The sequence below is a fragment of the Rhizobium sp. RU20A genome (assembly GCF_900155885.1).
Lineage (GTDB): Bacteria > Pseudomonadota > Alphaproteobacteria > Rhizobiales > Rhizobiaceae > RU20A.
On record NZ_FTMB01000002.1, the window covers coordinates 15,226 to 36,560 of the forward strand.

General features: G+C 65.1%; 19 protein-coding genes. 7 read left to right on the top strand and 12 right to left on the bottom strand.

All coding sequences use genetic code 11. From position 1 onward, the window contains the following. Positions 1–196 precede the first annotated feature (196 nt). The 5 genes from F3H41_RS08780 to F3H41_RS08800 form a co-directional block, all read right to left on the bottom strand. Positions 197–1,948 (bottom strand): MFS transporter, encoded by a 1,752-nt coding sequence (locus F3H41_RS08780; protein ID WP_149738619.1) that lies wholly within the window; start codon positions 1,946–1,948, stop codon positions 197–199. 421 nt (positions 1,949–2,369) lie between these two features. After that, positions 2,370–2,654 (bottom strand): hypothetical protein, encoded by a 285-nt coding sequence (locus tag F3H41_RS21230; protein WP_188129399.1) that lies wholly within the window; start codon positions 2,652–2,654, stop codon positions 2,370–2,372. Between the two features lie 344 nt (positions 2,655–2,998). Further along, a complete protein-coding gene (locus F3H41_RS08790; protein WP_149738301.1) occupies positions 2,999–4,060 on the bottom strand; it encodes an aldo/keto reductase in 1,062 nt (353 codons plus the stop codon). A gap of 61 nt (positions 4,061–4,121) precedes the next feature. After that, on the bottom strand, positions 4,122–5,156 hold the full coding sequence (gene mgrA / locus F3H41_RS08795) for an L-glyceraldehyde 3-phosphate reductase (RefSeq protein ID WP_149738302.1): 1,035 nt from the start codon (positions 5,154–5,156) through the stop codon (positions 4,122–4,124). Between the two features lie 139 nt (positions 5,157–5,295). After that, positions 5,296–6,201, bottom strand: coding sequence for a LysR family transcriptional regulator (locus F3H41_RS08800; protein ID WP_149738303.1), 906 nt, complete (start codon positions 6,199–6,201; stop codon positions 5,296–5,298). 216 nt (positions 6,202–6,417) lie between these two features. On the opposite strand from F3H41_RS08800, the gene F3H41_RS08805 reads away from it, so the two are divergent. After that, positions 6,418–7,932, top strand: a complete 1,515-nt coding sequence (locus F3H41_RS08805; RefSeq protein WP_149738304.1) for an aldehyde dehydrogenase (NADP(+)) — start codon at positions 6,418–6,420, stop codon at positions 7,930–7,932. 240 nt (positions 7,933–8,172) lie between these two features. Here F3H41_RS08805 and arsK read toward each other — a convergent pair whose 3' ends face one another. The 5 genes from arsK to F3H41_RS08830 are packed head-to-tail and all read right to left on the bottom strand — an operon-like array spanning position 8,173 to position 11,694. Continuing rightward, positions 8,173–9,405 carry an arsenite efflux MFS transporter ArsK gene (gene arsK / locus F3H41_RS08810; protein ID WP_149738305.1) on the bottom strand — a complete coding sequence of 411 codons (1,233 nt, stop codon included), beginning with the start codon at positions 9,403–9,405 and terminating at the stop codon, positions 8,173–8,175. 18 nt (positions 9,406–9,423) lie between these two features. After that, entirely contained in the window at positions 9,424–10,176 is a 753-nt protein-coding gene (gene arsH / locus F3H41_RS08815; protein ID WP_149738306.1) for an arsenical resistance protein ArsH, read from the bottom strand. A 16-nt stretch (positions 10,177–10,192) separates the two neighbouring features. Continuing rightward, positions 10,193–10,618 carry an arsenate reductase (glutaredoxin) gene (gene arsC / locus F3H41_RS08820; RefSeq protein WP_149738307.1) on the bottom strand — a complete coding sequence of 142 codons (426 nt, stop codon included), beginning with the start codon at positions 10,616–10,618 and terminating at the stop codon, positions 10,193–10,195. Positions 10,619–10,635: 17 nt separating this feature from the next. After that, complete coding sequence (locus F3H41_RS08825; RefSeq protein WP_149738308.1) at positions 10,636–11,328, bottom strand: MIP/aquaporin family protein; 693 nt, start codon at positions 11,326–11,328, stop codon at positions 10,636–10,638. A gap of 6 nt (positions 11,329–11,334) precedes the next feature. Next, complete coding sequence (locus F3H41_RS08830; protein WP_149738309.1) at positions 11,335–11,694, bottom strand: metalloregulator ArsR/SmtB family transcription factor; 360 nt, start codon at positions 11,692–11,694, stop codon at positions 11,335–11,337. A gap of 179 nt (positions 11,695–11,873) precedes the next feature. On the opposite strand from F3H41_RS08830, the gene F3H41_RS08835 reads away from it, so the two are divergent. The 5 genes from F3H41_RS08835 (at position 11,874) to F3H41_RS08855 (ending at position 18,065) form a co-directional block, all read left to right on the top strand. Continuing rightward, complete coding sequence (locus F3H41_RS08835) at positions 11,874–13,475, top strand: peptide ABC transporter substrate-binding protein (RefSeq protein ID WP_149738310.1); 1,602 nt, start codon at positions 11,874–11,876, stop codon at positions 13,473–13,475. A 165-nt stretch (positions 13,476–13,640) separates the two neighbouring features. Beyond that, positions 13,641–14,564, top strand: coding sequence for an oligopeptide ABC transporter permease OppB (oppB, locus tag F3H41_RS08840; RefSeq protein WP_149738311.1), 924 nt, complete (start codon positions 13,641–13,643; stop codon positions 14,562–14,564). Beyond that, complete coding sequence (locus tag F3H41_RS08845) at positions 14,557–15,681, top strand: ABC transporter permease subunit (protein ID WP_149738312.1); 1,125 nt, start codon at positions 14,557–14,559, stop codon at positions 15,679–15,681. Before oppB ends, F3H41_RS08845 begins: the two co-directional genes overlap by 8 nt. A 31-nt stretch (positions 15,682–15,712) precedes the next feature. Next, complete coding sequence (locus F3H41_RS08850) at positions 15,713–17,305, top strand: ABC transporter ATP-binding protein (RefSeq protein WP_244616146.1); 1,593 nt, start codon at positions 15,713–15,715, stop codon at positions 17,303–17,305. 469 nt (positions 17,306–17,774) lie between these two features. Continuing rightward, the gene (locus F3H41_RS08855; protein WP_149738314.1) at positions 17,775–18,065 is read left to right on the top strand and encodes a hypothetical protein; all 291 of its coding nucleotides are present in this window, start codon (positions 17,775–17,777) and stop codon (positions 18,063–18,065) included. Positions 18,066–18,134: 69 nt separating this feature from the next. On the opposite strand, the gene F3H41_RS08860 is transcribed toward F3H41_RS08855, so the two are convergent. Beyond that, positions 18,135–18,899, bottom strand: coding sequence for a pseudouridine synthase (locus F3H41_RS08860; protein WP_244616147.1), 765 nt, complete (start codon positions 18,897–18,899; stop codon positions 18,135–18,137). A 184-nt stretch (positions 18,900–19,083) separates the two neighbouring features. Here F3H41_RS08860 and prmB point away from each other — a divergent pair, with 184 nt between their 5' ends. After that, the gene (prmB, locus tag F3H41_RS08865) at positions 19,084–20,019 is read left to right on the top strand and encodes a 50S ribosomal protein L3 N(5)-glutamine methyltransferase (RefSeq protein ID WP_149738316.1); all 936 of its coding nucleotides are present in this window, start codon (positions 19,084–19,086) and stop codon (positions 20,017–20,019) included. Here prmB and F3H41_RS08870 read toward each other — a convergent pair. After that, on the bottom strand, positions 20,016–21,176 hold the full coding sequence (locus F3H41_RS08870) for a fumarylacetoacetate hydrolase family protein (RefSeq protein ID WP_149738317.1): 1,161 nt from the start codon (positions 21,174–21,176) through the stop codon (positions 20,016–20,018). The genes prmB and F3H41_RS08870 overlap by 4 nt on opposite strands. Positions 21,177–21,335 lie beyond the last annotated feature (159 nt).

Consider the following 21,335-nt stretch of genomic DNA (forward strand, 5'->3'; position numbering starts at 1 on the left):
ACTCTTGACCGGTCCATTCCTGCGGCGTCTCTCACCCGATGTCAAACCGATCGCGCAGGAGGGGTCGGAGGGCGGCCGGGAATGCACAGCAAAGGGGCGCGCTGAAACGAAAAGCCCGGCGGACACGCTTGGCGCCAGCCGGGCTTTCTGTCGAGGTTTCCGGCGGGCCGCTGCCGGCCCGCCGTGTCGGTGATCCTTACCGCGCGTCGTCGGCGAAGATGTCCTTCTTGTGGGTGCCGCCGGGCACGAAGAGCACGCCGATGACCACGGTCGCGGCTGCGATGATGATCGGATACCACAGGCCGCCATAGACGTTGCCGGTCTGCGCGGAGATGGCGAAGGCGGTGGCCGGCATCAAGCCGCCGAACCAGCCGTTGCCGATATGGTAGGGCAGCGACAGGCCAGAGTAGCGGATGCGGGTCGGGAAGAGCTCGACCAGCATGGCGGCAATCGGGCCGTAGACCATCGTTACCAGCAGGATGAGGTAGGTCAGGATCAGGATGACCATGATCTTCTGGCCGGTGAAGATGTCGAAGAAGTTGCTGGCCTTGATGACGCTGGTATTGGCTTCCGCATTCAGCGGATAACCGGCAGCCGTCAGGGCATCGTTGACCGACTTCGTAAAGGCGGCCGGCGTTGCCTTGACCTCGTCGCCCGTCAGGGCAGCGGCATTGTAGGCGGGGATAACGGTGTCGCCGATCTTGACCTGCGCCGTCGTGGCCGCGGCATCTTCGACCGTCTCATAGTTCACCGAGGTCTTGGCGAGCGTCGACTTTGCGATGTCGCAGGACGAGGTGAACTTGGCGGTGCCCGTCGGGTTGAACTGGAACGAGCAGTCGCCGGGTGCCGCGGTGACGATGACCGGGGTCTGGTGAGCAGCGTAGAGCGCCGGGTTCGCCGTCTTCGTCAGAAGCGGGAAGACGAAGTGGTAGGTGAGCGCGGCGATCAGGCAGCCGGCAAGGATGATCGGCTTGCGGCCGATGCGGTCGGACAGCGAGCCGAAGAACAGGAAGCCGCCGGTGCCGAGGATCAGCGACCAGGCCACCATGACGTTGGCGGTGAAGCTGTCGACCTTGACGACGTTCTGGATGAAGAACAGGGCGTAGAACTGACCGGAATACCAGACCACGGCCTGGCCGGCGACGAGGCCGAAGAGGGCGATCAGCGCGAACTTGCCGTTCTTCCAGGTGCCGAAGGCTTCGCGCAGCGGCGCCTTCGATGCAGTGCCCTCGGCCTTCATCTTCTTGAAGGCGGGGGATTCATGCATCTGCATGCGGATGTAGAGCGAGACGAGCAGCAGGATGATCGAGCCGAGGAACGGGATGCGCCAGCCCCACAGATCGAAAGCCTTGATCATCTTCGGCGTGCCGTCGGGGTTCATGACGGCGGCACCGGCCGCATCGAGAACCGGGGTCGGATCCCAGTTGCCGTTCACGTAGCTCTGCACCGAGAGGATGACGACGAGCGAGAGCAGGAGCCCGAGCGTTGCCGTCGTCTGGATGAAGGCCGTGAAATAGCCGCGCTGGTTGGCGGGCGCATGTTCGGCCACATAGACCGCGGCGCCGCCATATTCACCGCCGAGCGCCAGGCCCTGCAGCATGCGCAGGATGATGAGGATGATCGGCGCGGCTGCACCCCAGCTGTTGTAGGTCGGCAGAAGACCGACGAGGAAGGTGGAAAAGCCCATGATGAGAATGGTCATCAGGAAGGTGTATTTGCGGCCGACGAGGTCGCCGAGCGCACCGAACACCAGGGCGCCGAAGGGGCGCACGATAAAGCCGGCGGCAAAGGCCAGCAGCGCGAACACGTTGCGCGTCGCTTCCGGGAAGGCCGTGAAGAACTGCGCGCCGATGATCGCCGCCAGTGAGCCGTAAAGGTAGAAGTCGTACCACTCGAAGACCGTGCCCGCGGAGGAGGCCAGAATGACCTTCTTTTCCTCCGCCGTCATGGGACGCGAACGATCCCCGGCGTTGCTGATATCCGTCGCTGCCATTTTAAAAAGTCCTCCTCCAGTGTGGGCCGCGCCTTTCAAGGCCGGCCCCATGGGTTCCCATGTGTTCATCGCGCCGACCCCTGACGAACCTGCCACAAACCTCCCGTGGCAAGACCCGCCCCCTTGAGGGACCGGCAAAGCGAAAGACCCGCGCCGTTCCCGCGGCGGGGCTGCCGCCTGATAGAAGTCAGACAAGACTTCATCAGGCGTCATGATGCTTTGTAACACGGGCCGAAGGCGCGGTTCAGGACGACTTTGGTTGAAGACGACGGGTGAGCTGGGGAAAAGATGCGGGGCTCGCGATCCAGAAAGTAAGCCAGTACTTTCCTTTTGCCGAACCGCTCACCGCCGGCGGGAAACAGGCAATGAAGCGCCTCTAGCGCCGCGCCTTCTGCCAGCCGAACCAGCCGGCGAGAAGCACGGCGAGCAGCATGGCATTGGCCAGCACACCGACCGCCATGGCGGTGAGGCGCGTGGCGTTGTCAGGCGCCGCGGCGGCGCCGGTCGTCAGCGGGATCAGCACTGCCACGAAGAGGATGCCAACGGCCAGCGGAGCCCAGAGGCCCGTCGCAGCACGGGTGCGGATGGCGGTGACGAGCAGGAAGACGACAAGCCCGATGCGGAACGGGTCCGTGAGTTGAGAGATCAACAGTTCCAACATATTAGCGCTCCTCCTGAAGTGGCGGATCGTGCGGACGATGCCAAGACATCGCTGGCTTCCCCCCTCATCCGCCTGCCGGCACCTTCTCCCCGAGGGGGAGAAGAGACCAAGATGCGAGCACCGCGCCACCCAGCGACCCAACGAGCCATTCGCGGCTTTTCATGGCGAGACGCCGCGCTGAAGACCCTTCTCCCCGGCGGGGAGAAGGTGGCCCGAAGGGTCAGATGAGGGGGTGCGAAGCCAACAATCCGTAACGTCGCATATCACCGTTTGGGCATCGTTCCACACTGCACGGGATGGAGCAAGCGCGGCGTTACCATCCACCCGTCTCAGGGGTCCCCCGTTCACGCCTCCGGAAGATAGGGGGCGATCAGGCTGAGGTCGGCTTCGCCGAGGCGGTCATTGGCGGTGTTGCGCTGGTGCCAGTAGGGATATTGCAGCCAGGGCTGGCTGACCTGATCGAGGCGGCGGCGCTCCTCGTCCGACAGCTTGAGATCGGCAGCGGCGAGGTTGTCGCGGAACTGGGCCTCGGTGCGGCCGCCGACGATGACGGAGGTGACGCCCTTGCGGCCGAGAAGCCAGGCGAGCGCCACCTGCGCGGCCGAAACGCCGCGTTCTTCGGCAACGGCAACCAGCGTATCGACAATGTCCCAGAGGCGGTTTTCATCGCGGATCGGCGGCTCGGTCCAGCCGGCGAACTGACGGGTCCCTTCGGGCGCGGCCTGATTGCGGCGGTGCTTGCCGGACAGAAGACCGCCGGCGAGCGGGCTCCAGACGAGGATGCCGAGGCCCTGGTCAACGCTGATGGGCACCAGCTCGTTTTCGGCGTCGCGGCTTTCCAGCGTATAGTGGATCTGCTGGCTGACGAAGCGCTGGTAACGGTCGCGTTCGGCGACGCCGAGCGCCTTCATGATGTGCCAGCCGGAGAAGTTGGAGCAGCCGATATAGCGTACCTTGCCCTGGCGCACGAGCGTGTCGAGGGCCTCCATGGTCTCTTCGACCGGGGTCAGGCCGTCCCATTCATGCACCTGGTAGAGGTCGATGACATCGGTCTTCATGCGCTTCAGGCTGGCCTCGCAGGCGGCGATGAGATGCTGGCGCGACAGGCCGCGATCGTTCGGTCCCTCGCCCATCGGGAAACGCGCCTTGGTGGCGATCAGCACGCCGCTCTTGCTGGTGCCGCCGAGGATCTCGCCAATGATCTCCTCGCAGACGCCGGCGGAATAGGCGTCCGCCGTGTCGATGAGATTGACGCCGTGGTCGAGGCAAAGGTCCACCATGCGGCGGGCATCGGCAACGCCGAGATCGCCCACGGTCTTGGCCCAGCCCACGCCGCCGAAGGTCATGGTGCCCATGGTGATGGTGGAAACCTTGAGGCCGGAACGGCCGAGCAGTCTGTATTCCATCGTTTTCTCCTCCCTGGAAGCACGACGGCCCGCCTCTTGAAGCAGACGGGCCGATCGATCTTTAGTTTTCCTGCATCACGTTGCGCCACAGGTCGATGCCGCCGTCGCTGGCGTGGCGATCGATCTCCTTCAGCTCCTCATCGGTGAAAGCGAGGTTGTTCAGCGCATCGAGGCTGTCGTCGAGCTGCTGGACATTGCGCGCGCCGATCAGGGCGGAGGTGATGCGCCGGTCGCGCAGGACCCAGGCAATGGCCATCTGCGCCAGCGACTGGCCGCGACGAGCGGCGATGTCGTTCAGCGCCCGCACGCGGGCGATGTTGTCGTCCGTCAGGAGGCTTTCATCGAAGGAGCCGGCGCGGGCCGCACGGCTGTCGGCGGAAACGCCGTTCAGGTACTTGTTCGTGAGCAGCCCCTGCGCCAGCGGCGAAAAGGCGATGCAGCCCGTGCCGAGCGCATCGAGCGTGCCCAGAAGCTCCTCCTCCACCCAACGGTTCAGCATGGAGTAGGAGGGCTGGTGGATGAGGAGCGGCACGCCTTCGGCGCGCAGGATCGCTTCGGCCTGGCGGGTGCGCTCGGCGCCGTAGGAGGAAATGCCGACATAGAGCGCTTTGCCCTGGCGCACCATCTGCACCAGCGCGCCCATGGTCTCTTCCAGCGGCACATCGGCAGTCGGACGGTGCGAATAGAAGATATCGACGTAATCGAGGCCCATGCGCTTCAGGCTCTGGTCGAGCGAGGCCATCAGATACTTGCGCGAACCGCCGATGCCATAGGGACCCGGCCACATGTCCCAGCCGGCCTTGGAGGAAATGACCAGCTCATCGCGCAGGTTTGCGAAATCCTTGCTGAGAATCTGGCCGAAGTTTTCTTCCGCCGAGCCGTAGGGCGGGCCGTAATTGTTGGCGAGATCGAAATGGGTCACGCCGCGGTCGAAGGCGCGGCGGACCACGGCGCGGCCGGTCTCGAACACATCGGTGCCGCCAAAATTGTGCCACAGGCCGAGCGAGATCGGCGGCAGGCGCAGGCCCCACTTGCCGACGGGGCGGTAGTCCCTGTTCTCGTAACGATCGGCCGCGGGAACATATTGTGTCTGCATTGGGTGTCTCCCTTGCTGTGCGCCATGGCGGCGCCGGCCGGCCCTTGGCAGCCTGCCCTTTGCCTATGAGTAGGCGAGCGGCATGGTTTCGGCAATCGCGGGCAACTCAATGGATCGTTTCGCCAGGCTCAACGATCGCTCACGCCGTGGGGCGCAGTTCGCGGATCGTCTTGATCAGCACCTGCAGGCCATGCGGCAACTGCCGACGGCTGGAATAGTAGAAGGCAAGCGGCGGGCCGGGCGAGGCCCAATCCGGCAAGAGGATTTCCAGCCGGCCGGCCTCGACATGCGGACGGGCCAGCCGCTCCAGGCAATAGACGACGGCCGTGCCGGAGAGCGCCGCCGAGAGCGCGATGTCGGTGGAGCCGGAAATGAGCGAGCCCGGCGCGTCGATTTCCAGATGCTCCTCGCCGCGGTCGAAATCCCAGCGCACGATCTGGCCGCGGCCGGTGCGCAGCCGAACGCAATTGTGGCGCAGCAGATCGCTCGGGTGCTGCGGCCGGCCCATGCGCTCCAGATAGGCCGGAGAAGCGACGGCGACCCACATCAGCGGTTCGGTGACGGTGACGGCGATCATGTCTTCGGGGATGGAGCCGGCATACCGAAGGCCGGCATCGAAGCCTTCCGCGGTGACGTCGAGGAAGTGGTCGTCGGCAGCAATCTCGAGCTCTATCGTCGGATAGCGCTCGCGAAACACCGGCAGCACCGGCGCGAGCAGCAGCGGCACCGCATCGCGCAGCACATTGATGCGCACGCTGCCGGAAATGCCGCCGAAACGGCCCTGCAATTCCTCGATGCCCTCATGGATGATGTCGAGGCCGGCGGCGACCTTTTCGGCGAGCGCCGCGCCGGCGGCCGTGGGGGCGACGCTGCGGCTGGTGCGATTGAGAAGCCTGACGCCGAGGCGCGCCTCCAGCGCCTTCATGCGGTGGCTGAGGGCCGAGACGGAAAGACCCAACTGATCGGCGGCCTTGCGGAACGAGCGGTGGCGCACGATCAGCAGGAAGACCGAGAGGTCGGACAGCTCATTCCTCATGGAGATCATCGCAAACCCATTCTCTTTCGCCGCGAAACGTGGGAAACCCTATCCGCGCCGGAGACGGAGCGGGAGGAGCGGATGTCGTGCGGGACCGGAAACCATCCGGCATCGCGGACTGTTCGGCACCGCCGCTTCGCACGGCGCCATGCCGGAGCCCTTGAGACCCCAGCCCGGCAAGACCGACCGATTCGACCGCACCCTTGCGACACGGAGATACATGCAATGAGCTTCACCCCCAATGGCAAACACCTCGTGGCCGGCGAATGGCTTGAGGGCAACGGCACCTTTGCCTCGACGCCCGCCCACGGCCCCTCGCACGATTTTGCCGTCGGCACCGTCGAGATCGTCAACAAGGCGGCGGAAGCGGCCGAAGAGGCGTTCCTGTCCTACGGCTACTCATCGCGGGCGGACCGCGCCGCCTTCATCCGCGCCATTGCCGACGAGATCGAGGCCCGTGCGGACACCATCACCGAGATCGGCACGCAGGAAACCGGCCTGCCCGTCGCCCGCCTGCAGGGCGAGCGCGGCCGCACCACCGGTCAGCTCCGGCTTTTTGCCGATCACATCGAGAAGGGTGACTATCTCGACCGCCGCGTCGATGCGGCGCTCCCCGACCGCCAGCCGCTGCCGCGCCCGGAAATCCGCCTGATCCAGCGCCCCATCGGCCCGGTCGCCGTTTTCGGCGCGTCGAACTTCCCGCTCGCCTTCTCCACCGCCGGCGGTGACACGGCGGCCGCGCTCGCCGCCGGTTGCCCCGTCGTCGTCAAGGGTCACTCGGCCCATCCGGGCACGGGCGAGATCATCGCCGATGCCATCCTCGCCGCCATCAAGAAGACCGGCGTGCATCCGGGCGTCTTCTCGCTGATCCAGGGCGGCAACCGCCAGGTGGGCGAGGCCGTGGTCCAGCATCCGCTGATCAAGGCCGTCGGCTTCACCGGTTCGCTCGCCGGGGGCCGCGCGCTCTTCAACCTGTGCGCCGCCCGCCCCGAGCCGATCCCCTTCTTCGGCGAACTCGGCTCGGTCAACCCGATGTTCCTGCTGCCGGAAGCCATGAAGGCGCGCGCCGAAACGCTCGGCCAGGGCTGGGCGGGCTCGCTGACCATGGGTGCCGGCCAGTTCTGCACCAATCCCGGCATCGCCATCGTTACCGACGGGCCGGACGCCGACCGCTTCACCAAGGCGACCGTCGAGGCGCTGGAGAAGGTGCAGGCCCAGACCATGCTGACGGACGGCATTGCCAAGGCCTATCGTGACGGGCAGGAGCGTTTCCAGAGCCGCAATTCGGTCAAGCCGCTGCTGACGACGGACTCGGCGGAACGGCAAGCTTCGCCGAACCTCTTCGAAATCTCCGGCGACCAGTTCATGGCCGATCACGCGCTTTCCGAAGAAGTCTTCGGCCCGCTCGGCCTCGTCGTGCGCGTCGGCTCCACCGCCGAGATGGAAAAGCTTGCCCGCAACTTCGAGGGTCAGCTGACGGCGACGATCCACATGGATGAGGGTGATCTGGACGAGGCCAAACGCCTGCGCCCGATCCTCGAGCGCAAGGCCGGCCGCGTGCTCGTCAACGGCTTCCCGACGGGCGTCGAAGTGGTCGATTCCATGGTGCATGGCGGCCCCTACCCGGCCTCCACCAACTTCGGCGCCACCAGCGTCGGCACCATGTCGATCCGCCGCTTCCTGCGCCCGGTCTCCTACCAGAACATGCCGGCCGGCCTCCTGCCGGAAGACTTTCAGTAAGAACTGACTGACCTATTAAGCCGCAGCGATCGAAGGGTTGCTGCGGCTTTTTTGTGGGTGCCTTGGTGCTTGTGCGACGGTTGCCGGCTTCCTCCGTCAGCGCTGCACCCTCGTCATACCGGCCGCCGAGCCGGTATCCAGCCACGGCGCGTCCGCGCCGTGCGTTGAGTCTTTTGCGATCACGGACGTGATCGCGCTGGATGCCGGATCGCGTCCGGCATGACGGTTGGAGAGTTCGTCTTAACCGGATGCGCCCATCGTGCGGTGGCGGATCCGCGGCTCTGCCACGAGCGGAATGGCCGCGAAGGCGAGCGTGCCGACAAGGCCGGTTGCGGCGATGATGAGGAGGGACGGCGTGGTGCCGAACCGTTCCAGCGAGAGCGACATGCCGAGCGGGGCAAGTGCCGCCGCCACCTGCTTGGCGGCCGTGGACCAGCCCATCAGCCGGCCATAGCCCTTCGCCCCGAACAGTTCGAGCGGCAGCGTGCCGCCGACGATGCTGGTGAGGCCGGAGCCGAGGCCCATGCAGATCGCGAAGAGTACGGCGCCCGGCAGCCAGGGACCGGATGGTGCGCCGGTTGCGGCGAGCAGCACGGCGATACCGACCGGCAGGAGCGCGGCGGCGATGACCGCCAGCCACACCTGCCGCAGATCCCGCCCGAAGACGAGGTTGATGAGGCGGCTGGCCACCTGCGCGGGACCGAAGAGCGCGGCAATCACCAGCCCCGCCCCGCCAAGGCCGAGCGCCTGCGTGAGCGGCACCATGTGCACGAGCATGGCGGAGAGCGCATAGCCCTCGATGGCAAAGCCGGCGAGCATGAGGGTGAAGACCAGCGGCCCCGGCGCAAGAACGGGCTCAGCAACACCGCTCGCTTTCATTTGCGGCTCCGGCTGCGCGACGCGGCGCGTCAGCTTCATCAGCGCGAGATGGATCGGCAGGCAGATGACGAGGTTCAGGAGCGCGAAGACCAGATAGACCTCCCGCCAGCCGAGAAAACCGTGCAGCCAGGCGGTCAGCGGCCAGAAGAGGGAAGAGGCAAAGCCCGCAATCAGCGTGAGATGGGTGATGGAGCGCCGCGCGGTGGCTCCGCCGGCCTGCACGATGGCCGTGAAAGCGGTGGCGTAAAGCACGGTGGTCGAGACGACCTCGATGGTCACCAGCGCCGCCGCGAAGGCAAAGGCGCCGGGAACGACGGCGGCGAGGACGAGGCTGAGCGCGGCGGCCAGCGAGCCGACCGACAGGACACGGCCTGCCCCATGGCGGTCCGCGAGCCGGCCGGCGATGGGCGCCGCCAGTCCCCCGATGAGCAGCGCCACCGAGAACGCGCCGAAGACCCAGCTTTCGGACCGGCCGATGTCTCGGGCGATATCCGGCACCAGGATGCTGAAGGCGTAATAGAGTGTGCCATAGCCGACGATCTGCGTGGCGCCGAGGCCGAAGACGGCGGCGACCGGCATGCGGGGTTCGCTCATCAGCCGGCCTCCTCGCCGTCAGATCGATGTCAGGCTGGTTCGCGCTTCGAGCTTTGCCGCATCCTCGCGGCGCTCGCTGTAGCGATCCGTGAGATAGGCCGAACAATCACGGGTCATCAGCGTGAATTTCATCAATTCCTCGCAGACGTCAACAACGCGCTCGTAATAGGAGGATGGCTTCATGCGACCGTTTGCATCGAACTCCTGGAAGGCCTTGGCGACGGAGGACTGGTTGGGGATGGTGATCATCCGCATCCAGCGACCCAGAAGCCGCATCGCATTGACGGCATTGAAGGATTGCGAGCCGCCGGAGACCTGCATGACGGCCAGCGTCTTGCCCTGGGTCGGTCTGACAGCGCCGATGGACAAGGGGATCCAGTCGATCTGCGCCTTCATGATGCCGGTGATGGTGCCGTGGCGCTCGGGGCTCACCCAGACCTGGCCTTCCGACCATTCCGAAAGCGCGCGCAGCTCCCGGACCTTTGGATGGCTGACCGGCGCATCGTCCGGGAGCGGCAGGCCGGAGGGATTGAAGAAGCGGACCTCGGCGCCGAAATGCGTCAGCAGACGGCCCGCCTCCTCGGCCAGCAGGCGGCTGTAGGACACCTGCCGCAGCGACCCGTAGAGGATCAGGATGCGCGGCGGATGGGTGGAGAAGGCGGGGCGCAGCGCGTCCCGGTCCGGCAGACGCAGGTGGGCGGGGTCGGCGGCCGGCAGGTCGGCTGCGGGGATGACGGGGCCGAGCGTGGCGGGATCGACGGGGTCTGTCATGGCGGTATCCGTTCAATCAGGCGATGCGCTTGCCGGTCTCGTCCAGCACGGCTTCGCCGTCTTCCTTGACGAAGGCGGAGGTAAAGGCGTCGGCGGGCAGGATATCGAGCACGGCTTCGGAGGGACGGCAGAGGCGCGTGCCGAGCGGTGTGACGACGAAGGGCCGATTGATGAGGATGGGGGTCGCGATCATCGCATCCAGCAACTGGTCATCGGTCAGCGCGGGATCGACAAGGCCGAGTTCTTCATAGGGCGTGCCCTTTTCGCGGATCGCCTGACGCACGGTAAGGCCGCCGTCGCGGATCATGCCGGCCAGCACGTCCTTTGCCGGCGGATTGGCGAGGTAGTCGATTACGATGGGCTCGATGCCTGCATGGCGGATGAGGGCCAGCGTGTTGCGCGAGGTGCCGCATTTCGGATTGTGGTAGATGGTGACGTCCATGGCAGACATTCTCTCAATCAGGATTGGGGGACAGGAAGCGGGGCGGCCTCGCGCTCACGCGCAAACAGCCAGCCGCCGATGAGGGCGCCGACGAGCGCACCGGCGATCTCGGCGAGGATGAAGCCCGGCAGGTCAGCCGGGCGGATGCCGGAGAAGGTATCGGTCAGGCTACGGGCAATGGCGACGGCCGGGTTGGCAAAAGATGTCGAGGCGGTGAACCAGTAGGCGGCGGTGATGTAGAGGCCGACCAGCATGGGAATGGTCTCGACGCGGAACCGCAGGCCGCCGAGGATGGTGAGCAGCAGGCCGGCTGTTGCCACCACCTCCGCCGTCCACTGGCCGGTGCCGCTGCGCACGGTGTGCGATACCTGCAGGATCGGCAGATCGAACATCGCGTGAGCGAGAAGCGTGCCGGCAATGCCGCCCGCAATCTGCGCGAGGATGTAGGGAAGAACCCGCGCTGCCTCGATCTCCCGGCGCAGCGCGAAAACCAGCGTGACGACGGGATTGAAATGCGCGCCGGAGACCGGGCCAAGAATGGTGATGAGCACCACGAGGATGGCGCCCGTCGGGATCGTGTTGCCCAATAGCGAAACGGCGACGTCGTCACTGAGGCGGTCGGCCATGATGCCGGAACCGACGACGGTGGCGACGAGAATGGCCGTTCCCAAGGCTTCGGCGGTCAGGCGGCGGCTCAATCCGGTCATCATCGCCCCTCAGCTTTCCCGTACGGGCTCGCCCGGCGCGCAGCCACAGGCGAGTTCATCGATGAGGGGCTGGCACAGCGCCGCGCGGCCGCCGCAGCAGTCTTTCAGCAGGTAGAGCGTCATGGCGCGAAGGCCCTCGAAATCGGCACGGTAGAGAATGGAGCGGCCCTGGCGCTCACTCGTTACAAGCCCTGCTTGTGACAGGATCGACAGATGGGCCGACATGGTGTTCTGCGGGACGCCGAGAAGGCGCGCGAGCTCGCCGGCCGGCACCCCTTCTGGCTCCTGCTGCACGAGCAGTCGAAAGGTCTGCAAGCGGGTCTGCTGGGCAAGGGCGGCGAGCGCCGCGATCGTCCGTTTTTCATCCATATATCCAGAATAATGGATGTTTATAGCTTGTCAAGCGACGCTTACGTAATAGCCATTTCGTCATCGAGACCCGGCATATCGTCTCATCAAGGGCTAAAATTTGCACATATCTCCGTCTTTTCTTTTCGATTTGCTCAGAATAAGCTCAAGCTCCGGGGATAAAAAAGGAGAACTTTACAATGACTTACAGAATCTCGTCCCGCAAGGTTGGCAAAATTTTCGCGACCACGGCCCTCGCCGCGCTGCTGTCATCCACAGCCTTCGCCGAGACGGTCATCCGACGCGGCAATGGCGGCGAGCCGCAGACGCTCGACCAGGCCAAGATCTCCATCGACATCGAAGGCTTCATCGTTCGCGACCTGTTCGAAGGCCTGACGGTCTATGACGCGAACGGCAAGGTGGCGCCGGGCGTCGCCGAAAGCTGGACGATTTCAGACGATGGCACGGTCTATACGTTCAAGCTGCGAGACAACGCCAAGTGGTCCGATGGCAGCCCGGTCGTTGCCGGCGATTTCGTCTACTCCATGACCCGCGTGCTCGATCCGGCGACCGCCGCCGGCTACGCCACTATCCTTTATCCCATCAAGGGGGCCGAAGCCTTCAACACCTCGAAGGGCCAGGCTGATGCCCTCGGTCTGAAGGCCGTCGACGACAAGACGCTGGAAATCACGCTGGAGCGCGCGACGCCCTACTTCCTCCAGCTGATGACCCATTACACCGCCATTCCCGTGAACAAGGCGAACATCGAGAAATTCGGCGCTGATTTCACCAAGCCCGGCAATCTCGTCTCGAACGGCGCCTATGAGCTGACGGAATACGTCGCCAACGACCACATCACCGCCGTGAAGAATCCGGATTACTGGGACGCCGCGAATGTGAAGATCGACAAGGTGATCTATAACCCCTCCGAAGATCAGGCCGCAGTCGCCCGCGCGTTCGAGGCCGGCGAACTCGACGTTGCCTACAACTTCCAGGCCGACCAGCGCGACTTCCTGACGAAGAAGCTCGGCGAAGACCAGGTCCAGGCCTCTCCGGCGCTTGCGACCTATTACTACGCCTTCGACACGCGCAAGCCGCCCTTCGACGACGTGCGCGTGCGCAAGGCGCTGTCGATCGCTGTTGATCGCGACTTCCTGTCGGAGAAGGTCTATGGCGGCACGCAGCTGCCCTCCTACACTTTCGTGCCACCGGGCATGGAAGGCTACACCTCGCCGACGCCGGCCGATGTCGACAAGGACCAGCTCGACCGCGAAGACGAGGCCAAGGAACTGCTGAAGGAAGCCGGCTACGGTGAAGGCGGCAAGCCGCTGAAGATCGACATTCGCTACAACACCAACGAGAACCACAAGAAGGTGGCCGTGGCCGTCGCCGACATGTGGAAGGCGCTGGGCGCCGAGGTGACGATCCAGAACCTCGATGTGAAGTCGCATTATGCCTATCTGCAGGAAGGCGGCAGCTTCGATGTGGCGCGTGCCGGCTGGTCGGCAGACTATGCGGATCCGGAAAACTTCCTGAACCTGCTCGTCTCCACCAACAAGGCCTTCAACTACGGGCACTACTCCAATCCGAAGTTTGACGAGTTGATGAAGGCTTCCTACGAGGAAAAGGACCAGGCCAAGCGCATGGCGATCCTGGCCGAGGCCGAAGCGCTGGTGCTCAACGAATATCCGGTCACGCCCTTCATGAACAATGCCAACCTGTGGCTGGTCAGCCGCAAGGTGAAGGGCTTCAGCCAGAATGCCGTGAACGAGCACCTGACCAAGTATCTCTCCATCGAGTGATCGTCTGCGGTTCTTCCGCCCGCGTGTCCCCTTGAAGGGCGATGCGCGGGCGGCGTCCGCTCATGCGGCCGGCGCTGACGCCGTGCCGTCCGTCCCGCAGCGATTTCCAAACCGGAAGGCTAGAGCGCCATCGCGCGCCGGCCGGCCGGAGCGAGGGAGTGGCCCATGCTACGTTTCATTCTATCGCGCCTTCTGTCGTCGGCGCCGACGATCTTCATCGTCATGACGCTGTCCTTCTTCATGATCCGGCTGGCGCCCGGCGGCCCCTTCAACCTCGAGCGGCCCTTGCAGCCCGAGGTCATGGCCAATCTCAACGCCGTCTACCATCTCGACCAGCCGGTCTGGAAACAGTACATCTTCTACCTCTGGAACGTGCTGCACGGCGATTTCGGGCCAAGCTTCGTCTACAAGGACTACACGGTTTCCGAACTCATCCTGCAGGCCCTGCCCTATTCGCTGGTTCTGGGCGCCTGGGCGCTTCTCATCGCCGTCTTCGGCGGCATCGCACTCGGCGTCTATGCGGCGCTGCGCCAGAACAGCTGGGCCGACTACCTGCTGATGGGCATTTCCGCGCTCGGCAATACCGTGCCGAACTTCGTCATCGGCCCCGTCCTGACGCTGATCTTCGCCGTGTCGCTCGCTTGGCTGCCCACGGGAAGCTGGGGCAATGGCGACTTCCGGCATCTGGTGCTGCCAATCATCGTGCTCTCGCTGCCGCAGCTCGCCGTCTTCGCCCGCCTCACCCGCGGCTCGATGATCGAGGCGCTCCGCGCCGACCATGTGCGCACAGCCCGCGCCTACGGCCTGCCGGCCCGCAGCGTGGTGGGCGTGCATGCGCTGCGCGCCGGGCTGATGCCGGTCATCTCCTATCTCGGACCGGTGGCGGCCTCCGTTCTCACGGGCTCGATCATCGTTGAACAGATGTTTTCGCTGCCGGGGGTCGGGCGCTATTTCGTGCTCGGGGCGCTCAATCGCGACTATACGCTGGTGATGGGAACGGTGGTGCTGATCTCCGTCTTCATCGTCGTCCTCAATCTCATCGTTGACATCATCTATGCCTTCGTCGATCCGAGGATCCGCCATGACTGATATCGTTTCCTCCGCTCCCGCGCCCCTCAAGGGCCGCAGCCCGGCGGCGATGGCGCTGGCGCGGCTTGCGCGCAATCGTGCCGCCACCGTCTCCATCGGCGTGCTCGTCATCGTCTCGCTGATCTGCTTCCTCGGGCCGTTCTTCAATCCGCACAATTACGCGACCGTCTACCAGTCCTATGTGTCTGTGCCGCCGAGCCTGTCGGCCTATCCGGCCGACGATACGCTTCAGGCTGTGATGCAAGCGACGGTGGAGCGCGGACGCGCCAAGCTCGACAGCTTCTCGGTCTCCGGCAAGAGCTATACGGCGACGATTTCGTCGGAGAAGGAGATCGATCCGCGCATCATCCGCTATTTCGATCGGCCGGACGAATTCGACGGCGCCGTCATCAAGGAGACGAGCGCCGACAAGCTCAGCGCCACCGTCGAAGGCCATGTGAACCGGGAATATTTCCTGCTCGGCACCGACCGCAACGGCCGCGACATGCTGGCCCGCATCATGGTGGGCGGCCAGATCTCGCTGATGGTCGGCATTCTCGCCACCATCGTGGCCCTGGTGATCGGCGTCACCTATGGCGCGATCTCCGGCTATCTCGGCGGGCGCGTCGACAACATCATGATGCGCTTCGTCGAGATCATGTATTCGCTGCCCTTCATCTTCTTCGTCATCATGCTCGTCGTGTTCTTCGGCCGGCACATCGCGCTGATCTTCATCGGCATCGGGGCGATCAACTGGCTGGACATGGCGCGCATCGTGCGCGGGCAGACGCTCTCGCTCAAACGCCGCGAATTCGTGGGTGCCGCGACCGCCATGGGGCTTTCCGACTGGGCGATCATCCGCCGCCACATCATCCCCAACACGATCGGGCCGGTCGTCGTCTTCGTGACGCTGCTGGTGCCGCAGGTGATCCTGCTCGAAAGCTTCCTCTCCTTCCTCGGGCTCGGCGTGCAGGAGCCGATGACGAGCTGGGGCTTCCTGATCTCGGAAGGCGCCAGCGCCATCCAGGCCAGCCCCTGGCTGCTGCTCTATCCCTCGATCTTCTTCGTCGTCACGCTGATGGCGCTCAACTATCTCGGCGACGGCCTGCGCGACGCCTTCGACCCGAGAGATCGCTAGGATGGGAATCGCTGACATGGAGACTTCTGACATGACAGACATCCTGCTCGACGTGAAAAACCTGTCCGTAACCTTTGCGTCGCCCGACGGCGACGTGAAGGCGGTCAAGGATCTCTCCCTGACGCTGAAGAAGGGCGAAACGCTGGCCATCGTGGGTGAGAGCGGCTCCGGCAAGAGCCAGACCATGATGGCGATCATGGGCCTGCTGGCGTCCAACGGCCGCGTGACGGGCTCGGCCCGCTTCCAGGGCCAGGAGCTGGTGGGGCTGAAGGAGGCGGAGCTGAACACGATCCGCGGTAGCCGCATCGCCATGATCTTCCAGGAGCCGATGACCTCGCTCGACCCGCTCTACACGATCGGTTTCCAGCTGGCCGAGCCGATGCGGGCGCATCGCGGGCTCAGCAAGGCCGAAGCCCGGGCGCGCGCCATCGAGCTTCTGAAGCTCGTGCGCATCCCCGAGCCGGAGCGGCGCATCGACGCCTATCCGCATGAAATGTCGGGCGGCCAGCGCCAGCGCGTGATGATCGCCATGGCGCTTGCCAACAATCCGGACCTCCTGATCGCTGACGAGCCGACCACGGCGCTCGACGTGACGATCCAGGCGCAGATCCTCGATCTGCTCGCCGAACTGAAGCGCAAGATCGGGCTCTCGATCATTTTCATCAGCCACGATCTCGGCGTCGTCAGGCGCTTTTCCGACCGGGTCGCCGTCATGTGCCGGGGTGACAAGGTGGAGGAAGGCGAGATCGAGGCGATCTTCACCAACCCGCAGCACGACTACACGAAGATGCTGCTCGCCGCCGAGCCGACGGGGCGCAAGGCACCGGTGCCGGAGGATGCACCGATCCTTCTGTCGGCACAGTCCGTCGATGTCTTCTACCGCACCGATTCCGGATCGATCTTCAAGCCGGACGGCAAGTTCCATGCGGTCAAGGGCGTGTCGCTCGCCATCAAACGCGGCGAGACGGTGGGTGTTGTCGGCGAGTCCGGTTCGGGCAAGTCGACGCTCGGACGGGCGCTCCTGAAGCTCACCCCGGCCGAGGGCCGCATCGTGCTGCTCGGCAAGGATGTGAGCGGCTTCGACCGCGACGGCATGCGGCCGCTGCGGCGCGAGGCGCAGATCGTCTTCCAGGACCCCTACGGCTCGCTCTCGCCGCGCATGACGGCCGGGCAGATTGTGGCGGAGGGCCTTTCCGTGCACGAGCCGCAGCTTGGCAAGCGCGAGGTGGAAACCCGCACCATCGAGGCCTTCAGCGAAGTCGGCCTCGATCCGGCGAGCCGCAACCGCTATCCGCACGAGTTTTCCGGCGGCCAGCGCCAGCGTCTCGCCATTGCGCGCGCACTCATCCTCAAACCCAAGCTGATCGTGCTGGACGAACCGACCTCAGCGCTTGACCGCTCCGTACAGCGCCAGATCGTCGATCTCCTGCGCGACCTCCAGTCCCGCCACGGCATGTCCTACCTCTTCATCAGCCACGACCTTGCCGTCGTGCAGGCGCTATCGGACCGCATCATCGTGATGAAGGACGGCGTGGTGGTGGAGGAAGGCCCAGCCGAAGACGTCATCCACCAGCCGGCCGCGCAGTACACGCGGGATTTGATGAAGGCGGCGTTTGGGGGGTGATGGCGCCTATCTTTAGCGGAGGTCGCCGAGATCACCCCACCCGCCGCTCCGCGGCGACCTCCCCCTCAAGGGGAGGTAGGGCGGTTGCAGGTGCCGCGGTCTCCCACCCGCCCCTTGAGGGGGCGGGTCGGCGCTTGCGCCGGGGTGGGGTGATGTCGAGGCAGGACAGACACAGCGATACATGACGACGGTCAGGGCAATGATTACAGCGGGCTTCGAGATCATATGACCGCAATCACGCAACCGCAGCTCATGCCTTTATTGAGGTCGTGGCAGGTCACCCCACCCGCCGCTTCGCGGCGACCTCTCCCTCAAGGGGAGGTAGGGCATACCCCAGCTAACTCACTGCCCACATTACGTAAAATCCCCTGCCCCTTGACTTGACGGGATCAGGACACCACCTCTTCATCAGGTTGGCGCTTCGAGAGGCCAGCCGTGTCGCACGTCTTGAACAGGAGTGAGTGACGAGATGGAACAGATCACCGATCATATCGCCATGATGAGCATCGAAGAGCGCGAAGAGGTCTTCGTCAATCTGGCCCGGACCCTCGAATGGAACGCCCGCGAAGCCTATGTCGAAGGCGACGAACAGTTTGCGGTGCTATCGAAGAGCATGGCGGATGCGATCCGCATCAATGCCGACGAGCTGGCGCGCCAGGACCCCGAACATTCCGGCCGCGCCATGGCCGAGGCAACGGCGATCATCTCGCAGTTCAACGCCACCCACCCCTACCGCATGGTCAGCGCCGCCATCCACTGACGCGTCGACCGCGACGGAATTTCGAGAGCCCTCGGCATGCGCCGGGGGCTTTGTCGTTTCAAAAGACGCTCAGCGCCGCATCTGCCGCTTCAGCATGGCCACTTCCGCATCCGTCAGTGCCCGCACCGCGCCCTTGTCGAGATCGCCGAGTGGCAGCGTGCCGATGGCGATGCGGATGAGGCGCAAACACTCGGCGCCCAGAACCTCCAGCATGCGCCGGATGTGGCGGTTGCGGCCCTCGTCGAGCACGATTTCCAGCCAGGCATTGCGCTCGCCCTCCCGCAGCAGGCTGGCGCGGACGACGGCGAGGCGCTCGCCCTCATGCACGACGCCGGCGCGCAGCGCCGTGAGGAAGGCATCGTCGGCGTGGCGGTCGATCTGGACGTGATAGGTCTTCGGCAGATGGGTTTGCGGGTCGAGCAGCGCCTGCGCGAATACCGTGTCATTGGTGAAGATGAGCAGGCCCTCGCTCGCCTTGTCGAGGCGGCCGACAGGGGAGAGGTGCGCGGCGGGGACATCCTTCAGGCAGTCATAGACGGTCGGGCGTCCCTCGGGATCATGGCGGGTGGTGACGAGGCCGCGCGGCTTGTTGAGCATGAGGTAGACCGGGGCCTCGGCGGCGATCGCCGCGCCATCGAGCGTCAGAACGGCAGTATCGAGATCGACCCACGCCTCGATATTCGTCTCAACGCGGCCATCGACCGCGACGCGGCCGGCACGGATGAGTGCTTCGGCCTGCGTGCGCGAGCAGAAGCCGCGCTTGGAGAGCGCGCGAGGCAGCGTGACGCGTTTGCCGGCGGCGGGGACAGGGGCGGCATGCTGTTTCGCGGTCATGCCGCGCAAGCCTCTGTCTCCCGGAACCTTCCGGCCCTTTCCAGGCGGATGTCTGCGGCTGTCCTTCATCCCTGCCCTTTGCTCCCGCCGGTTTGTGCATCGAAGGCCGCCGCGCGGCGCTTGCCTCGTTTCCTTCCCTCGGCAATAAGGGACGCGGCCGAAATTTGGAAGCGAGACGAGACCCGTGACCCACCCCTCCCCGACGATCGATGCTGTGACGCGCGAGCTTCAGACGCTGCGCGACTTCTGGCGCTACGCGATTTCCCGCTTCAACGCCGCCGATCTCAGCTACGGCCACGGCACCACGACGGCGAGCGACGATGCGGCCTTCCTGCTGCTCGATTCGCTCGACCTGCCGATCGACGTGCTCGACCCCTTCCTCGACGCCCGCCTGCTGCCGGAGGAGCGCCGGCTGCTCGCCGAGCGGATCGAGGCGCGCGTGACGACCCGCAAGCCGACCTCCTATCTCACGGGCCGCGCCTATATTCAGGGCGTGCGCTTCCATGTGGATGAGCGGGTGATCGTGCCGCGCTCGCATATCGGCGAGATTCTCTTCACCGAATATCTTGGCGAGGACGGCTCCGGTTTCCTGCCGGACCCGCTGATGGTGGAAAGCGCCCTCGATCTGTGCACCGGTTCCGGCTGCCTGGCCGTACTGGCCGCGAAATTCTTCCCCGCAGCCGAGGTGGATGCGGTCGATCTTTCGGCCGATGCGCTTGAGGTGGCCAAGCTCAATGTCGCCGAGCACGCGGTGGAGGCGCAGGTGCGGCTTCTCTCCGGCGACCTCTTCGCCCCGCTGAAGGGCCGGCGCTACGACATCATCATCACCAATCCGCCCTATGTGGACCATGAGGCGCTGGCCGGCTATCCGCCGGAGTTCCGCGCCGAGCCGGTCATGGCCCATGATGGCGGTGAGGACGGGCTGGATCTGGTGCGGCGGATCCTCGAAGAGGCGGCCGATTACCTCAATCCCGGCGGCGGCCTGCTCTGCGAAATTGGCTCCGGCCGGGAAATCCTCGAGGAGGAATTCCCCGAACTCGAGTTTCACTGGATCGAGACGGCCGAATCCCAGGACGCGGTGTTCTGGATTTCGGCCGAGGAACTCGGCGTCGAGGATTAAAGAAGTCCACGCGCCGAAAGATTGCGCATGAGGTCGGCGATGCCGAAGGTCCAGGGTGGGCATTCGGTGGAGAGGCTGACGATGTTGACGAGGCTGCCGAGCTCCAGATTGCTGATCGTCACGCGGTCGCCGCGCTTGTGGGTGAAGCCCTGGCCCTTGACGTCGCGGTCCTGAATGGGCGCAAAGAGCGTGCCCATGTAGAGCATGAAGCCATCCGGATACTGGTGGTGCGCGCCGATGGTCTGGGCGACGAGGTCGAGCGGATCGCGGCTGATCTCGCGCATCGTGCTCGTGCCATCCATCACGAAGCCGTCCTCGCCTTCGACGCGCAACGACAGATCGGCACGGCGCACGTCGTCGATGCCGTAGCCGGTATCGAACAGGCGGATGAAGGGGCCGATCGCGGCCGACGCGTTGTTGTCCTTCGCCTTGCCAAGCAGGAGCGCCGAGCGACCCTCGACATCGCGCAGGTTGACGTCATTGCCGAGCGTCGCGCCCTTGACGCGGCCGCGGCTGTCCACGGCGAGCACGATTTCCGGCTCGGGGTTGTTCCAGGTCGAGACCGGGTGCAGGCCGACGCTGGCGCCATGGCCGACGGCGGACAGAACCGGCGCCTTGGTGAAGACCTCCGCGTCCGGGCCGATCCCCACCTCCAGATATTGCGACCAGACGCCTTCCTCGATCAGCGTCGCCTTGACACGCACAGCTTCCTCCGACCCCGCCTTGAGGTCGCGCAGGCTGTCGCCGACGATGGCGGTGACGCGGGTGCGGATCGCGGCGGCAAGCGCGGCATTGCCGGCCGCCTTTTCCTCGATGACGCGCTCGATCATGGAGCGCGCAAAGGTGACGCCGCAGGCCTTCACGGCCTGGAGGTCGCAAGGGGCAAGCAGATGCAGGCGGCCGGGGTCGCCCGCAGCATCAAACGCGGCGGCAAGGAGCGCGTCGATGCTGCCCAGCGTTTCGCCATCCGCGGCCTCAACCAGGGCGACGGGGTCATCGGCTTCCAGAAGATCGCGCATGGTGGGATGGGCTGGCGCGGTGATGTCGATGACCTTCCCGTCCCTGACCGCGACGAGCGATGGCCCGCCCCTGTCCGGGCGGAACACGCGGCCGACGAAATGGCCCTTTCCAAAGAGATCGGTGGTGCTGTCGGCCATGGTCTTTTCCTCCCGTGACGGCATTCGCTTCCGTCGTGTGACAGGGCATGTGCGGCCTGTAAAGATGCCGAACTGCCGCTTTTTGCATCAGCAAATCGGGAACAATGGCGTCGATTGCACGTTGGCTGTCACAGGAGAACGGCATGAGGCCGTTTCAAA

What these genes read in the sequence shown, in the direction of transcription:
- arsC (WP_149738307.1), bottom strand. Translation starts at nt 10,618, where the DNA reads ATGGACGTCACCATCTACCACAATCCGAAATGCGGCACCTCGCGCAAC.
- F3H41_RS08830 (WP_149738309.1), bottom strand. Translation starts at nt 11,694, where the DNA reads ATGGATGAAAAACGGACGATCGCGGCGCTCGCCGCCCTTGCCCAGCAG.
- F3H41_RS08805 (WP_149738304.1), top strand. Translation starts at nt 6,418, where the DNA reads ATGAGCTTCACCCCCAATGGCAAACACCTCGTGGCCGGCGAATGGCTT.
- F3H41_RS08845 (WP_149738312.1), top strand. Translation starts at nt 14,557, where the DNA reads ATGACTGATATCGTTTCCTCCGCTCCCGCGCCCCTCAAGGGCCGCAGC.
- F3H41_RS08800 (WP_149738303.1), bottom strand. Translation starts at nt 6,201, where the DNA reads ATGATCTCCATGAGGAATGAGCTGTCCGACCTCTCGGTCTTCCTGCTG.
- arsK (WP_149738305.1), bottom strand. Translation starts at nt 9,405, where the DNA reads ATGAGCGAACCCCGCATGCCGGTCGCCGCCGTCTTCGGCCTCGGCGCC.
- F3H41_RS08835 (WP_149738310.1), top strand. Translation starts at nt 11,874, where the DNA reads ATGACTTACAGAATCTCGTCCCGCAAGGTTGGCAAAATTTTCGCGACC.
- F3H41_RS21230 (WP_188129399.1), bottom strand. Translation starts at nt 2,654, where the DNA reads ATGTTGGAACTGTTGATCTCTCAACTCACGGACCCGTTCCGCATCGGG.
- oppB (WP_149738311.1), top strand. Translation starts at nt 13,641, where the DNA reads ATGCTACGTTTCATTCTATCGCGCCTTCTGTCGTCGGCGCCGACGATC.
- F3H41_RS08870 (WP_149738317.1), bottom strand. Translation starts at nt 21,176, where the DNA reads ATGGCCGACAGCACCACCGATCTCTTTGGAAAGGGCCATTTCGTCGGC.
- F3H41_RS08780 (WP_149738619.1), bottom strand. Translation starts at nt 1,948, where the DNA reads ATGACGGCGGAGGAAAAGAAGGTCATTCTGGCCTCCTCCGCGGGCACG.
- arsH (WP_149738306.1), bottom strand. Translation starts at nt 10,176, where the DNA reads ATGACAGACCCCGTCGATCCCGCCACGCTCGGCCCCGTCATCCCCGCA.
- F3H41_RS08855 (WP_149738314.1), top strand. Translation starts at nt 17,775, where the DNA reads ATGGAACAGATCACCGATCATATCGCCATGATGAGCATCGAAGAGCGC.
- F3H41_RS08790 (WP_149738301.1), bottom strand. Translation starts at nt 4,060, where the DNA reads ATGGAATACAGACTGCTCGGCCGTTCCGGCCTCAAGGTTTCCACCATC.
- F3H41_RS08850 (WP_244616146.1), top strand. Translation starts at nt 15,713, where the DNA reads ATGACAGACATCCTGCTCGACGTGAAAAACCTGTCCGTAACCTTTGCG.
- F3H41_RS08860 (WP_244616147.1), bottom strand. Translation starts at nt 18,899, where the DNA reads ATGACCGCGAAACAGCATGCCGCCCCTGTCCCCGCCGCCGGCAAACGC.
- mgrA (WP_149738302.1), bottom strand. Translation starts at nt 5,156, where the DNA reads ATGCAGACACAATATGTTCCCGCGGCCGATCGTTACGAGAACAGGGAC.
- F3H41_RS08825 (WP_149738308.1), bottom strand. Translation starts at nt 11,328, where the DNA reads ATGATGACCGGATTGAGCCGCCGCCTGACCGCCGAAGCCTTGGGAACG.